Origin of the sequence: Streptomyces sp. NBC_00631 (assembly GCF_045206895.1) — a bacterium.
Classification (GTDB): Bacteria; Actinomycetota; Actinomycetes; order Streptomycetales; family Streptomycetaceae; genus Streptomyces.
Genome location: NZ_CP107734.1, coordinates 1,720,226 through 1,734,357, shown reverse-complemented (window position 1 = coordinate 1,734,357; position 14,132 = coordinate 1,720,226). Strand labels below are relative to the sequence as shown.

11 protein-coding genes are annotated in these 14,132 nt (G+C 71.5%); 6 read left to right on the top strand and 5 right to left on the bottom strand.

Annotation, left to right across the window (positions count from 1 at the left end):
• Positions 1–31 precede the first annotated feature (31 nt).
• Positions 32–916: a LysR family transcriptional regulator gene (locus OHB00_RS08095; RefSeq protein ID WP_406432714.1), complete on the bottom strand. Its 885-nt coding sequence runs from the start codon at positions 914–916 to the stop codon at positions 32–34.
• A 119-nt stretch (positions 917–1,035) separates the two neighbouring features.
• Between OHB00_RS08095 and OHB00_RS08090 the strand changes: the two genes are divergently transcribed.
• The 5 genes from OHB00_RS08090 to OHB00_RS08070 all read left to right on the top strand — a co-directional run bounded on the left by OHB00_RS08090 (position 1,036) and on the right by OHB00_RS08070 (position 6,433).
• Positions 1,036–1,707 carry a succinate dehydrogenase gene (locus OHB00_RS08090; RefSeq protein ID WP_406432712.1) on the top strand — a complete coding sequence of 224 codons (672 nt, stop codon included), beginning with the start codon at positions 1,036–1,038 and terminating at the stop codon, positions 1,705–1,707.
• A gap of 1 nt (position 1,708) precedes the next feature.
• Positions 1,709–3,658 (top strand): fumarate reductase/succinate dehydrogenase flavoprotein subunit, encoded by a 1,950-nt coding sequence (locus tag OHB00_RS08085; RefSeq protein WP_406432710.1) that lies wholly within the window; start codon positions 1,709–1,711, stop codon positions 3,656–3,658.
• Positions 3,655–4,404 (top strand): succinate dehydrogenase/fumarate reductase iron-sulfur subunit, encoded by a 750-nt coding sequence (locus OHB00_RS08080; RefSeq protein ID WP_406432708.1) that lies wholly within the window; start codon positions 3,655–3,657, stop codon positions 4,402–4,404. Before OHB00_RS08085 ends, OHB00_RS08080 begins: the two co-directional genes overlap by 4 nt.
• Before the next feature lie 380 nt (positions 4,405–4,784).
• Positions 4,785–5,549 carry a GNAT family N-acetyltransferase gene (locus tag OHB00_RS08075; protein ID WP_406445667.1) on the top strand — a complete coding sequence of 255 codons (765 nt, stop codon included), beginning with the start codon at positions 4,785–4,787 and terminating at the stop codon, positions 5,547–5,549.
• Positions 5,549–6,433 (top strand): lysophospholipid acyltransferase family protein, encoded by an 885-nt coding sequence (locus tag OHB00_RS08070; protein ID WP_406432706.1) that lies wholly within the window; start codon positions 5,549–5,551, stop codon positions 6,431–6,433. The genes OHB00_RS08075 and OHB00_RS08070 overlap by 1 nt, the downstream gene beginning before the upstream one ends.
• Here OHB00_RS08070 and OHB00_RS08065 read toward each other — a convergent pair.
• The 3 genes from OHB00_RS08065 to OHB00_RS08055 form a co-directional block, all read right to left on the bottom strand.
• Positions 6,388–7,767, bottom strand: a complete 1,380-nt coding sequence (locus OHB00_RS08065; RefSeq protein WP_406432703.1) for a DUF3500 domain-containing protein — start codon at positions 7,765–7,767, stop codon at positions 6,388–6,390. The genes OHB00_RS08070 and OHB00_RS08065 overlap by 46 nt on opposite strands.
• A gap of 43 nt (positions 7,768–7,810) precedes the next feature.
• Positions 7,811–10,147, bottom strand: coding sequence for an ATP-binding cassette domain-containing protein (locus OHB00_RS08060; RefSeq protein WP_406432701.1), 2,337 nt, complete (start codon positions 10,145–10,147; stop codon positions 7,811–7,813).
• A 72-nt stretch (positions 10,148–10,219) separates the two neighbouring features.
• Positions 10,220–10,411 (bottom strand): antitoxin, encoded by a 192-nt coding sequence (locus OHB00_RS08055; protein ID WP_351500267.1) that lies wholly within the window; start codon positions 10,409–10,411, stop codon positions 10,220–10,222.
• 210 nt (positions 10,412–10,621) lie between these two features.
• Here OHB00_RS08055 and OHB00_RS08050 point away from each other — a divergent pair, with 210 nt between their 5' ends.
• The gene (locus OHB00_RS08050) at positions 10,622–13,096 is read left to right on the top strand and encodes an ATP-dependent Clp protease ATP-binding subunit (RefSeq protein ID WP_406432698.1); all 2,475 of its coding nucleotides are present in this window, start codon (positions 10,622–10,624) and stop codon (positions 13,094–13,096) included.
• Here the strand turns inward: OHB00_RS08050 and OHB00_RS08045 are convergent, their stop codons facing one another.
• The gene (locus OHB00_RS08045; protein WP_406432696.1) at positions 13,097–14,098 is read right to left on the bottom strand and encodes an LLM class flavin-dependent oxidoreductase; all 1,002 of its coding nucleotides are present in this window, start codon (positions 14,096–14,098) and stop codon (positions 13,097–13,099) included.
• Positions 14,099–14,132: the final 34 nt, after the last annotated feature.

Sequence of the window (14,132 nt, the reverse complement as noted above, 5' to 3'; positions counted from 1 at the left end):
CCCCCACGCGCCCGCACTCGACCACGCTCCGTCACCTCTCCAACAGCATCCTCTGAAGCTCCCGAGCGGCCCGAGGCGGCGCCACATCGCTCCGGTGCGCCAACGCGATGGTCCGGTGCAACCCCGGCCGGGCCAACGGAGTGACCCGCAACCCCCGCCCCGACCGAGCGGCGACCATCCGAGGCACCACCGCCACCCCCAGCCCCGCCCGCACAAACCCCAGCACCGCGTCCATCTCACCCCCCTCGACGGCGAAACCCGGCTCGAACCCGGCGGAGCGACACGCCGCGACGGTCAGTTCCCGCAGGTCGTACCCGTGCCGGAACATCACCAGCCGCTCCCCCTCCAGGTCGGAGATGCTCACCCCACCGCGCCCCCGCCCCGGCGCCGTCGCCTCGGGCGAGGACACCACCACCAGGTCCTCCCACAGCAGCTCCACGGTGGTCAGCGCGGGCGACGCCGGCGGCAGCGGCAGCACGATCAGCGCCAGGTCCAGCGCCCCGCGCGCCAGCTCCCGTACGAGGTCATGGGACCCGCTCTCCTCGATCAGCAGCTGGATCCCCGGATACCGGTCGTGGAACGCCCGCAGGACGTCCGGCAGCAACCCGGTGCACAGACTCGGCGTCGCCCCCAGCCGCACCCGGCCACTGCGCAGCTGCACCAGCTCCTGCACCTCGTACCGGGCGGTGTCCGCGTCCGCGAGGATCCGCCGGGCCAGCGGCAGCAGCGCCTCGCCCGCGTCGGTCAGGGTGATGTTGCCACGGGCGCGCAGGAACAGGTCCGCGCCCAGCTCCCGCTCCAGCGCCTTGATCTGCTGGGACAGCGACGGCTGGGCCACATGGACCAGCTCGGCGGCCCGGGTGAAGTGCCGGGTCTCGGCCACGGCGACAAAATACTGAAGCTGCTGGAACTGCATGGTTACACGATAGCTTTCAGCTATGGAATCCAGCCGCTCCATGTCTTGGACCGATCGGGTCCTCCGGCCCTAGCGTCGTCCCCATGGCTCTGGCAACGCGGACGGATCGACGGCCGTCCATGGCACGCACGATGTGGGACAGCTCCGTCGGCAAGAAGACCGTGATGGCCGTCAGCGGCCTGATCATGCTGCTCTACCTGGTCGCGCACATGATCGGGAACCTGAAGATCTACTTCGGGGCGGGCGAGTTCAACAGCTACGCCCACTGGCTGCGCACCGTCGGCGAACCGTTCATGCACTACGAGTGGACGCTCTGGCTCATCCGGATCGTCCTGGTCGTCGCCGTGGTCGCCCACGCCACGTCCGCCTACCAGCTCAGCCGCCGGGACATCAAGGCACGCCCCACCAAGTACGTGCACGGCAGGCCCCGGGCCAGTTACGCGACCCGGACCATGCGCTGGGGCGGGATCATTCTCGGCCTGTTCATCGTCTGGCACATCCTCGACCTGACCACGGGCACCGTGCACTCCGGCGGCTTCCAGGCCGGCCACCCGTACCAGAACGTCGTGGACACCTTCTCCACCTGGTACGGCGACGTCATCTACATCGTCGCGATGCTCGCGCTCGGCCTGCACATCCGGCACGGCTTCTGGAGCGCCGCCCAGACCCTCGGCGTCGGCAGCCGCACCCGCGACCGCGCCCTCAAGATCGTCGCCGACGTCCTCGCGCTGCTGCTCACGGCCGGCTTCATCGCCGTACCCGTGGGCGTCATGACCGGAGTGGTGAGCTGACATGACCGACTACGTGAACTACTCGACCGGCGCACCCGTCTCCGACGGCAAGGCCCCCGACGGCCCGGTCAACGAGCGCTGGGACAAGCGCCGTTTCGAGGCGAAGCTGGTCAATCCCGCCAACCGGCGCAAGCACACGGTGATCGTCGTCGGCACCGGCCTGGCCGGCGGCTCCGCCGGGGCCACCCTCGCCGAACAGGGCTACCACGTCGTCCAGTTCTGCTACCAGGACTCCCCGCGCCGCGCGCACTCCATCGCCGCGCAGGGTGGGATCAACGCGGCGAAGAACTACCGCAACGACGGCGACTCCGTCCACCGGCTCTTCTACGACACCGTCAAGGGCGGCGACTTCCGGGCCCGCGAGTCCAACGTGCACCGCCTCGCCCAGATCTCCGTCGAGATCATCGACCAGTGCGTGGCACAGGGCGTGCCGTTCGCCCGTGAGTACGGCGGGCTGCTCGACACCCGGTCGTTCGGCGGTGTCCAGGTGTCCCGGACCTTCTACGCCCGCGGCCAGACCGGCCAGCAGCTGCTCCTCGGCGCCTACCAGGCGCTGAGCCGGCAGATCGCCGCCGGGAACGTGGAGATGCACCCGCGCACCGAGATGCTCGACGTGATCGTGGTCGACGGGCGGGCCCGTGGGATCGTCGCCCGGGACCTGATCACCGGCAGGATCGACACCTACTTCGCCGACGCCGTCGTCCTCGCCAGCGGTGGCTACGGAAACGTCTTCTACCTGTCGACGAACGCCATGAACTCCAACGCCACCGCGATCTGGCGGGCGCACCGGCGCGGCGCCTACTTCGCCAACCCCTGCTTCACGCAGATCCACCCCACCTGCATCCCGCGCACCGGTGACCACCAGTCCAAGCTCACCCTGATGAGCGAGTCGCTGCGCAACGACGGGCGGATCTGGGTGCCCAAGGCCAAGGGCGACACCCGACCGGCGAACCGGATCCCCGAGGACGAGCGCGACTACTACCTGGAGCGCATCTACCCGTCCTTCGGCAACCTGGTCCCGCGCGACATCGCCTCCCGAGCCGCGAAGAACGTCTGCGACGAGGGCCGGGGCGTCGGCCCCGGCGGACAGGGCGTCTACCTCGACTTCGCCGACGCGATCGAGCGGATGGGGCGGAAAGCCGTCGAGGCGAAGTACGGCAACCTCTTCGACATGTACCAGCGGATCACGGACGAGGATCCGTACCAGGTGCCGATGCGGATCTATCCCGCCGTGCACTACACGATGGGCGGACTGTGGGTCGACTACGACCTCCAGACCACCGTCCCCGGTCTGTTCGCGGTCGGCGAGGCCAACTTCTCCGACCACGGGGCGAACCGCCTGGGCGCCTCGGCCCTGATGCAGGGTCTGGCCGACGGGTACTTCGTCCTCCCGGCCACCATCAACGACTACCTCGCCCGCAACCCGCACCAGGAGGCGGTGACGGCCGGACACCCCGTCGTGCAGGAGGTGCTGGCCGAGACGGAGGACCGGCTGAACCTGCTGCTGTCCGTCGACGGCGACCGTACCCCCGACTCCTTCCACCGCGAACTCGGCGAACTGATGTGGGAGTTCTGCGGTATGGCCCGCACGGACGCGGGGCTGCGCAAGGCACTTGAGCGCATCCCGCAGATCCGGGAGGAGTTCTGGCGGCGGATCAAGGTGCCGGGGACCGGCGAGGAGTTCAACCAGTCCCTGGAGAAGGCCAACCGCATCGTCGACTACCTGGAGCTCGCCGAGCTGATGTGCCTCGACGCGCTGCACCGCGCCGAGTCCTGCGGCGGCCACTTCCGCGAGGAGTCCCAGACGCCGGACGGCGAAGCCGCCCGCAGGGACGACGAGTTCGCGTACGCGGCCGCCTGGGAGTTCACCGGCACCGGGGACGCCCCGGTCCTGCACAAGGAAGACCTCGTCTTCGAGTACGTCCACCCCACCCAGCGGAGCTACGCATGAAGCTCACCCTGCGCGTCTGGCGCCAGCCGAACGCCGACGCCGACGGCGCGATGTCCACGTACGAGGTGGACGGCATCTCCTCCGACATGTCCTTCCTGGAGATGCTCGACACCCTCAACGAGGAACTCATCCTGCGCGGCGAGGACCCGGTCGCCTTCGACCACGACTGCCGCGAGGGCATCTGCGGCGCGTGCTCCCTGGTGATCAACGGGGACGCGCACGGGCCGGAGCGCACCACCACCTGTCAGCTGCACATGCGGTCCTTCAAGGACGGCGACACGATCGACATCGAGCCGTGGCGGGCCTCCGCGTTCCCGGTGATCAAGGACCTGGTGGTGGACCGGTCGGCGTTCGACCGGATCATCCAGGCCGGCGGGTACATCACCGCGCCGACCGGGGCCGCGCCGGAGGCGCATGCCACGGCGGTGCCCAAGGCCGACGCCGACTTCGCGTTCGAGCACGCCGAGTGCATCGGGTGCGGGGCGTGCGTCGCCGCCTGCCCGAACGGGGCGGCGATGCTGTTCACGTCCGCCAAGGTGAATCACCTGAACGTGCTGCCGCAGGGGGCGCCCGAGCGGGAGACGCGGGTGCTGGACATGGTGGGGCAGATGGATGCGGAGGGGTTCGGGGGGTGCACCCTGACGGGGGAGTGCGCGACCGCCTGCCCGAAGGGGATTCCGCTGGTGTCGATCACCAGCATGAACAAGGAGTGGCTGCGGGCTGCCCGGAAGGCGGGGAAGCGGTAGCGCCGTCGGGGAGCGCGGGTGCGTGGGGGCTGGTCGCGCCCGCGCGGCGGTGGCCGCATATCGAATACAGCCCCGCGCCCCTGACGGGGCGCTGTCCTTCGGGGCGCTGAAAAGTGAAAGTCGTTCGCCGGAAGGTGCGGACGGGCGGGGTCGGTGTGGTGCTCACCGGCCCCGTCTCGCTTTTCTTTACCGCCGTCTGATCATGGTTGCGTTACCCTCGGGCGTCTGTGAGTGACCGGAAACGGTCCGACCCCCGGCATTCAGCAGTCCCACATCCACGGGTCCCGCGCACGTCACGCCGAGTCCAGCCTGCCGCGGAAGAAAGCAGGTGCAGATTTCCTCAGCTTCCGCTCGGCGCAGGAGACCTCCCTATGACCGCGATGCCCGCCTCACCCCCCGCCCTCGCCGCCCCGCCCGGGGGCTCCGGCTACCTGGTGCAGCTCGCCCGTGACGTGGACGACGTCCGGGCCGCGCAGCGGCTGCGCCACCAGGTGTTCGCCGGAGAGATGGGCGCCCGGCTCGACGGGCCGGAGCCGGGGCTGGACGTGGACGCCTTCGACGCGTACTGCGACCACCTCCTCATCCGCGAGGCCCTGACCGGCGAGGTCGTCGGCACCTACCGGCTGCTGCCGCCGGAGCGTGCCGCGGTCGCCGGCCGCCTGTACTCCGAGGGCGAGTTCGACCTCGGCCCGCTGGCCGGCATCCGTTCCGGCCTCGTCGAGGTCGGCCGCTCCTGCGTGCACCCCGCCCACCGCGACGGCGCCGTCATCGGTCTGATCTGGGCCGGCATAGCCCGGTACATGGTGGACCGCGGCCACGAGTGGCTGGCCGGCTGCTGCTCCGTCCCGCTCGCCGACGGTGGTGCCCTCGCCGCCGCCACCTGGGACCGGGTCCAGGCCAAGCACCTCGCGCCGGAGGAGTTCCGGGTACGGCCGCTGCGGCCCTGGGTGCCCACCGGCCCGGCGCCCGTGGGACGCACCGAGCTGCCCGCTCTGCTGCGCGGCTACCTCCGACTCGGCGCCTGGGTGTGCGGGGAGCCCGCGCACGACCCGGACTTCGGGGTCGCCGACATGTACGTGCTGCTGTCGATGCGCCGGGTCAATGCGCGCTATCTGCGGCACTTCCTCTCGCTCGTCCCGGCGTGATGAGCGTCTGGCTGCCCAGCGCGCCCTGCACTCCGGGCGCGTGCGTGGAGCGCGCGGGATCCCTCACGGCGCTGCCCCGGGCCGTGCTGCGGTTCGTCACGGTCGTGGCCCTGATGCTCGTCGCCATCGCGCTGCTGCCGCTCGGCTGGGGGTGCCCCCGCTTGCGGGGGAGGATCCCCGCGGCCTGGGTGCGCCGGTTCTCCCGGGCGCTGGTCCGGGCCGCCGGGGTCCGGATCCGGATCACCGGCAGTGCCCCTGGCGCCGGCGGGGTGTTGCTCGTCGCCAACCACATCTCCTGGATGGACATCCCGCTGCTGGCCGCCGTACGGCCCGCGCGGATGCTCGCCAAGAAGGAGATCCGCGAGTGGCCGGTGGCCGGCGCGCTGGTGGCCGGGGCCGGGGCGCTGTTCATCGACCGGGACCGGCTGCGCGCGCTGCCGGACACGGTCGGCCGGATCGCCGGGGCGCTGCGGGAAGGGGCCGCGGTGGTCGCCTTCCCGGAGGGCAGCACCTGGTGCGGCCGGGCCCAGGGGCGGTTCCGGCGGGCCGTGTTCCAGGCCGCGCTGGACGCCGGTGCGCCCGTGCAGCCGGTGCGGCTGCGTTACCGGCTGCAGACGGGAGCGGCCAGCACCGTGCCCGCCTATGTCGGCGAGGACACGCTGCTGGCCTCCCTGTGGCGAGTGGTGACGACCCGCGGCCTGGTGGCCGAGGTGGACATACGTCCGCTGATACCGGCCGGCAGCCACCCGGACCGTCGTAGCCTCGCCCGCGCCGCCCAGCCGGTGACCCACGAGCCGGCCTGGACGCACGCGGCTCTGGTGAGCCCTGAGCGGGCGGCTCAGTGGTCGGTCTCCAAGTGGAGCTTGAGCAGGTCCACGCCGTAGTCGCCGCCGTTGGGCGTGCGGATGATGGTGTGGATGTGCTGCTGGGTGGGCGTGCCGTTCGGTCCGCCCATGCCACCGCCGCCCGGCCCGCCGGAGGGCATACCGCCGGTGGGCTGCCCGGTCATCCGACCGGTGGGCTGCCCCGAGGGCTGCCCGCCGCCGGTGCCGGTCTTCGTCCCGTAGGCGAGCGGCGACTGGGCGTCGTACTCGATGAGGACGACCGGGCTGTGCACCCGGTAGTAGAAGGCCGAGGTGTCCTCGGTCTCGCCCAGCCAGTAGAAGTACGTCTGGTCCAGGTGCTTCTCGACCTCCGCCATCTTCACCTCGGCGTGCCCGGCGTCCATGTAGCCGACGTAGACGCGGACCAGATCGAGGAGCTTGTCCCGCTGGGCCGAGGTGAGTTCGGAGCCGGGCAGGCCCTGGTAGGCGAGCTTGAGGTTGTCGGAGCCGGCGCCCGCCTTCATGTCGGTGCCGGACTTGCTCACCTTCGAGTCGATCACCTTGGCGCGCTGGGCCGAGGTGAGGGAGCGCAGCAGGGTCAGACCGGCCCTGGTCTCCGGCTTGAAGAGGGTGATCTTCTCGCCCTTGTAGGTGGCCGAGGTCGGCTCGGAGCCCATGAAGGTCGGTGTCATCACGACCTGGTCGCCGAGGACGAAGTAGTTGATGGCGACATGGTGGCCCTCGTACTGGAAGCCCCACGGCTTGCTGGTCGACGGCGTGCCCATGAAGGTGAAGAAATAGGCGCCCTCGGTGAGGGTCTCCCGGTTGCCGCCGTTGTAGTCGCCCAGGAACTGGTTGAGCTTCATGATGTTGCGGGTCTGGGTGAGACCCTTCGCGGACAGCGCGGCACCGAGCAGCGCGTAGCCCGACTCCCGCTTGCTGTCCGTGATGTCGCCCATCCGGACGCCCTTGCGCTCGTACCCGTCGACGTTGCTCCAGGCCAGCCACTCGTCGTCGTCCATGTCGAAGGTGCAGGAGGCGCGTTCCTTCGCGCTGAGCCCGTCCAGGAACGCCTGCGCAGCCTTGACGACCCTGTCCGTGGAGACGCCGGTGGAGTGGATCGAGTACAGGTCGTGCACGACCTTGCCGTCCGTGGTGACGCCCACGAAGTCCTTGTACTCGACCTCGCTCGGGCCGGGGCCCATGCCGCCGGGGCCGCCCGAGGACATGCCGCCGTTCGGGGCACCGGAGGGCGAACTCGACGCGTTCGAGGAGCCGTTGGAGCAGCCGGTCATGGTCGCCAGCGCGGCGACACCGCCGGCGAGCAGCGCCGTGTTCATGAACCAGCGACGGCTGCGCTCGGCTTCGGGGGTGCGGGGGTGGTGTCCGTGCATGCGCCCAGGTTTCCGGGCCAACCTGAAGCGTTCCTGAAGGTCGTCAGGGGAGGGAACGGGACAGATAGGGCGCGGTGGCGCTGGTCGCGGCCCGGGCCACCTCGGCCGGCGGGCCCGCCGCCACGATCCGGCCGCCCCGGTCCCCGCCGCCCGGCCCCAGGTCGATCACCCAGTCGGAGTCCGCCACGACCGTCATGTCGTGCTCGACCACCACGACCGTGTTTCCCGAGTCGACCAGCCCGTGCAACTGCCGCATCAGCACCTCGACATCGGCCGGGTGCAGTCCCGTCGTCGGCTCGTCGAGGAGATAGAGCGTGTGGCCGCGCCGCCCGCGCTGCAACTCGCCTGCCAGCTTGATGCGCTGGGCCTCACCGCCGGACAACTCCGTGGCGGGCTGCCCGAGTCGCAGATAGCCGAGGCCCACCTCCAGCAGGGTGGCCAGGCTGCGTGCGACGGGCGGGGTGTCCGCGAAGAACTCCGCCGCGCCCGCCACGGTCAGGTCCAGCACCTCGGCGATGTTCCGTCCCCGGTACGTCACTTCGAGCGTCTGAGGGTTGTAGCGCGCCCCGCCGCAGTCCGGGCAGGGCGCGTAGGTGCTCGGCAGGAACAGCAGCTCCACGCTGACGAACCCCTCGCCCTGGCAGGTCTCGCACCGGCCCCCGGCCACGTTGAAGGAGAACCGTCCGACGCCGTAACCGAGCTCCCGTGCCTGCCCGGTGTCCGCGAACACCTTCCGTACGACGTCGAACAGGCCGGTGTAGGTGGCGAGGTTGGAACGCGGGGTGCGGCCGATCGGCTTCTGGTCGACGGAGACCAGGCGGCCGACGCCGTCCACTTCCCCGGTGATCTCGCCGATCAGCGTCGACTTGCCGGATCCGGAGACCCCGGTGACGGCGGTGAGGACACCGAGCGGGAACGTGGCGGTGACCGCGCGCAGGTTGTGCCGGGTCACCGGGCCGACCGTCAACCAGCCCTTGGCGGGCCGCAGCCGGCGCGCCGGGACGGAGTCCCGCGCGAACAGGTAGCGGGCGGTGGCGGAGTCCGCGACCCCGGCCAGCTCCGCCACCGGTCCGCTGTGCAGCACCTCGCCGCCGTGCTCGCCGGCCCGCGGGCCCACGTCCACCAGCCAGTCGGCCCCGCGCACCACGTCCAGGTGGTGCTCCACCACGAACACCGAGTTCCCGGCCGCCTTCAGCCGCTCCAGCACCATGAGCAGCGCCTCGGTGTCCGCCGGGTGCAGTCCGGCCGAGGGCTCGTCCAGGACGTAGACGACACCGAAGAGCCCGGAGCGCAACTGGGTGGCCAGACGCAGGCGTTGGAGCTCGCCCGCGGAGAGGGTGGGCGTGGCCCGGTCGAGGCTGAGATAGCCGAGGCCCAGCTCGACGACGGGGGCGATGCGGGAGGTGAGGTCCGCGGTGAGGACCCGTACGGTCTCCGACTCGCCCTGGTCGCCGAGGAGCTGGGACAGCTCGGTCAGCGGCAGCGCGACGAGGTCCGCGATCGTACGGCCAGCGAACGTCACCGCGAGGGCCTCCGGCCGCAGCCTGCTGCCGCCGCACACCGGACAGGGCGCACTGGTCAGGAATCGCTCCGCCTTCGCCCGCAGAGCCGGGCTCTTGGAGTCCGAGAAGGTCTTGAGCACGTACCGGCGGGCGCTCGTGTACGTGCCCTGGTACGGCCGTTGGATGCGGTCGGCGTCCCGGACCGGGTGCACGGTGACCACCGGCTGCTCGTCCGTGAAGAGGATCCACTCCCGCTCGCCGGCGGGCAGCTCGCGCCATGGCCGGTCGACGTCGTGGCCGAGCGCGTCCAGGACGTCCCGCAGGTTCTTGCCCTGCCAGGCGCCCGGCCACGCGGCGATCGCGCCCTCGCGGATCGACAGCGACGGGTCGGGGACCAGCGACTCCTCGGTCGTCCGGTGCACCCGGCCGAGGCCATGGCACTCGGGGCAGGCGCCCACGGCCGTGTTGGGGGAGAACGCGTCGGAATCGAGCCGCTGGGCGCCCGGCGGATACTCCCCGGCGCGCGAGAACAGCATGCGCAGGGAGTTGGAGAGGTTGGTGACCGTGCCGACCGAGGAACGGGAGGTGGGGGCCGCGCGGCGCTGCTGGAGCGAGACGGCCGGCGGCAGTCCGCTGATCTCCGCGACCTTCGGTGCCCCGACCTGGTGGATCAGCCGGCGCGCGTACGGCGCGACCGACTCGAAGTAGCGCCGCTGGGCCTCGGCGTAGATCGTGCCGAACGCCAGGGACGACTTCCCCGAGCCGGACACACCGGTGAAGACGGCCAGCACGTCCCGGGGGATGTCCACGTCGACGCCCTTGAGGTTGTGCTCTCGGGCGCCCCGGACGCGGACGTACGGGTCGTGGGGGCTGTGCATCGGACGGACTCTCCGTGACGGGCGGCTCGCGGGGCAGGGACAAACCCCGCGATCCTAGCCCGGGGCGGCTCGCTACTGCGGAGGGTTGCCCTGCCTCCGCTCCCGCTCGATGTAGTCGTCGGCCTGCTTCTGGCCCATGTCGACCTGGGACTGGTACTTGTTCCCGGTCCGCTGGTCGATCATGTCGCCGCCCTTTTGGACGCCCTGTTTGGCCTGGTCCTCGTGGCCCTTGAGCATCCCCTTGAGCTTGTCCAGCATGGACATGGCAGCCCTCCTCGCTGGTTGCGGCTTCCACCCCCAGGGTCACCGGCCGGGGCGCCGTCCGCATCTCGGCGGGCGTCCCCGTGCGGGCCCGGCGCGCCTGTGCGAGCTTGGAAGACGCGGATTCCCGCCGTCCGCGGAGCCGACCGCCGAGCGCCCTCGGAGGCTCCCGCACAGCCGACCACAGAGCCGCCCGCAGAAAGGCCCGGCCTCATGAGCACTTCCGGTTTCGGATTCGGACGCAGCCCGTTCGAGGAGTTCGACGAGCTGATGTCCCGCTTCTTCGGCGGATCCGGACCGGGCGCACCGGCCCGCCGTCCGCAGCGTGTCGACATCGGCAGTCTGCTGTCCGAGCGGGCCCGGGAGCTGGTCGCCGAGGCCCGGGACCTCGCCGCCGTCGAGGGCAGCGAGGAACTGGACGCCCGGCATCTGCTGGCCGCCGCCGCCACCCACGACTCCACCCGGCGGCTGCTCAGCGAGGCGGGCGCCGACCCCGACCGGCTCCACGAGCGGCTCACCATCGGCCACGGCGGCGGCGAGAAGACCGAACCCACCACCCTCACCCCGGCCGCCAAACGTGCCCTGCTCGACGCGTACCAGATCTCCCGCGCCGAGGGCGCCTCCTACATCGGCCCCGAGCACCTGCTGCGGGCGCTCGCCGCGAACCCGGAGTCCACGGCCGGGCGGGCGCTCGGCGACAGCGGCTGGGAGCCGACCCGGATGCCGGCCGAGGGCGCGGCGGAGCGCAGGAGGCCCAGCACCACGCCGACCGTCGACGAGTACGGCCGCGATCTCACCGAGGACGCCCGGGCCGGGCGCCTGGACCCGGTGATCGGGCGGGACGAGGAGGTCGAGCAGACCATCGAGGTGCTCTCCCGGCGCAGCAAGAACAACCCGGTGCTGATCGGTGACCCCGGTGTCGGCAAGACCGCCATCGTGGAGGGCATCGCGCAGCGGATCGTCGCCGGGGAGGTGCCCAGGACCCTCGAAGGCAAGCGGCTGGTCTCCCTCGACCTGGCCGGGATGGTGGCCGGCACCAAGTACCGGGGCGAGTTCGAGGAACGGCTGAAGAAGCTCCTCGACGAGGTCCGCGAGCACAGCGGCGAACTCGTCCTGTTCCTCGACGAGGTGCACACCGTGGTGGGGGCAGGGGGCGGCGGCGACGGCGCCCTCGACGCCGGCAACATCCTCAAACCGGCCTTGGCCCGCGGCGAGTTGCACCTGATCGGTGCGACCACGGTGGACGAGTACCGCAGGCACATCGAGAAGGACGCGGCCCTGGAACGCCGGTTCGCGCCCATCCTGGTCGGCGAGCCGACCGTCGACGACACGGTCGAGATCCTGCGCGGCCTGCGCGACCGCTACGAGGCCCACCACCAGGTCCGGATCACGGACGAGGCGGTCGTGGCGGCGGCCGAGCTGTCCGACCGCTACATCACCTCCCGGTTCCTCCCGGACAAGGCCATCGACCTGATGGACCAGGCGGCGGCCCGGGTACGGCTGCGTTCGAAGACCCCGCCCACCGACACCCGGGACATCGAGGACCGGATCGCCGCCCTGAACCGGGAGAAGGACCAGGCGGTCGCCGACGAGGAGTACGAGCGGGCCAAGGAGCTCCGCGACCGGATCAAGGTGACCGAGGCCGAGCTGGAGCAGGCCGGCACCACCGAGGAACACGCGCCCAAGGTCACCGCCGAGGACATCGCCGAGGTCGTCTCCCGCACCACCGGCATCCCGGTCGCCCAGCTCACCGAGGAGGAGCGGGAACGGCTGATGAAGCTGGAGGAGCACCTGCACGAGCGGGTCGTCGGCCAGGACGAGGCGATCACCGCCGTCGCCCGCGCGGTCCGCCGCGCCCGCGCCGGCATGAGCGACCCGGACCGCCCGGTCGGCAGCTTCCTCTTCCTGGGCCCGACCGGCGTCGGCAAGACCGAACTGGCCCGCGCCCTGGCCGCCGCTCTCTTCGGCGACGAGACCCGCATGATCCGCCTCGACATGAGCGAGTTCCAGGAGCGCCACACGGTCTCCCGGCTGGTCGGAGCCCCGCCCGGATACGTCGGCCACGAGGAGGCCGGCCAGCTCACCGAGGCGGTGCGCAGGCAGCCGTACGCCGTGCTGCTCCTGGACGAGGTGGAGAAGGCGCACCCGGACGTCTTCAACACCCTGCTCCAGCTGCTGGACGACGGCCGCCTCACCGACTCCCAGGGCCGTACCGTCGACTTCAAGAACACCGTCGTCATCATGACGTCGAACATCGCCGCGGACCGCATCCTGGCCGCCGGTACCGAGGACTACGCCAAGGTCCGCGAGGCGGTCATGCCGGCCCTCCAGCAGCACTTCCGTCCGGAGTTCCTCAACCGCATCGACGAGATCATCGTCTTCCGCGGCCTGGACCGCACCCAACTTCGCCAGATCGTCGGCCTGTTGCTGGAACACACCCGGCGCCGGCTGCACGCCCAGAACGTCGCCCTCGAAGTCACCGACACCGCCGCCGAGTTGCTCGCCAACCTCGGCCACGAGCCCGACTTCGGCGCCCGCCCGCTGCGCCGCACCATCCAGCGCGAGGTCGACGACCGCCTCGCCGACCTGCTGCTCTCCGGCCAACTCGTGCCCGGCGACCGCGCGGTGGTCGACGCGGCGAACGGCGAGATCATGATCAGGTCGGACAAGCCGGCCGAGGTGAGCTGATCAGGCGCCGTGCACGACGGCTGCCAGCCGCCGGTAGGACTCCAGCAGCGCCGTACGGTCGTATGTGCTCGTGGTGACCAGGATCTCGTCGGCGCCGGTCTCCTTGAGGACCGTCTCCAGTTCGTGCGCGACCTGGTCCTCGGTGCCGGCGATGTGCCCGGTGAGGCCGGACTCGTAGAAGCCGCGTTCCCTCGCGGTCATCGTCCGGGCCTCGACGGTCTCGGCCTGGGGCAGCGGCGGGAACGTGCCGTGGGTGCGTGCGTACGCCATCGACCAGGCCTCCGGGACGAGCAGCCGGCGCGCCGCCTCGGGGGTGCCGGCGACGGCGATCGTCCCGGAGATCACGACGTACGGTTCGGTGGCCCAGGGGGAAGGGCGGAAGCCGTCGCGGTAGCGTTCGATCCCTCGTCGCATCTTCTCGCGGCCGCGCAGATCGCCGATGACCATGGGCAGCCCGGCCCGGGCCGCGATGTCCGCGCCCTCGCCCATCGCCAGCACGAACGGCGGCACCCGCAGCCCCTCCGCGGGACGGGCCCGCACCCCGGTCGGCGAGGTCCCCTCGAACCAGCCGAGCAGCTCGCCGAGGTGCGCCGCGAAGTCGTCGGCGTCGCCCTTGTCGCGGCCCAGCGCCCGGCGCACGCCGTCGGTGAAGCCCACCGACCGGCCGAGCCCCATGTCGATCCGCCCCGGGTACAGCGACTCCAGCACGCCGAACTGCTCGGCCACGACCAGGGGCTGGTGGTTGGGCAGCATCACACCGCCGGTGCCGACCCGGATGGTCCGGGTCGCACCGGCCACGGCGGCGGCCAGCACGGTCGGCGCCGAACCGGCGACGCCGGGCACCCCGTGGTGCTCCGACACCCAGAAACGGTGGTAACCGAGCGCCTCCACCTCCCGCGCCAGCGCCACGGTGTCCCGCAGTGCCTCGCCGGGCGCGTGCCCCTGCCGGGTCCGGGAGCGGTCGAGGACGGAGAAGCGGGTCCCGGCGATGGTTGCGTTCACAGAGGGTTCAACAGTCCCGCGGGCACAGGATTCC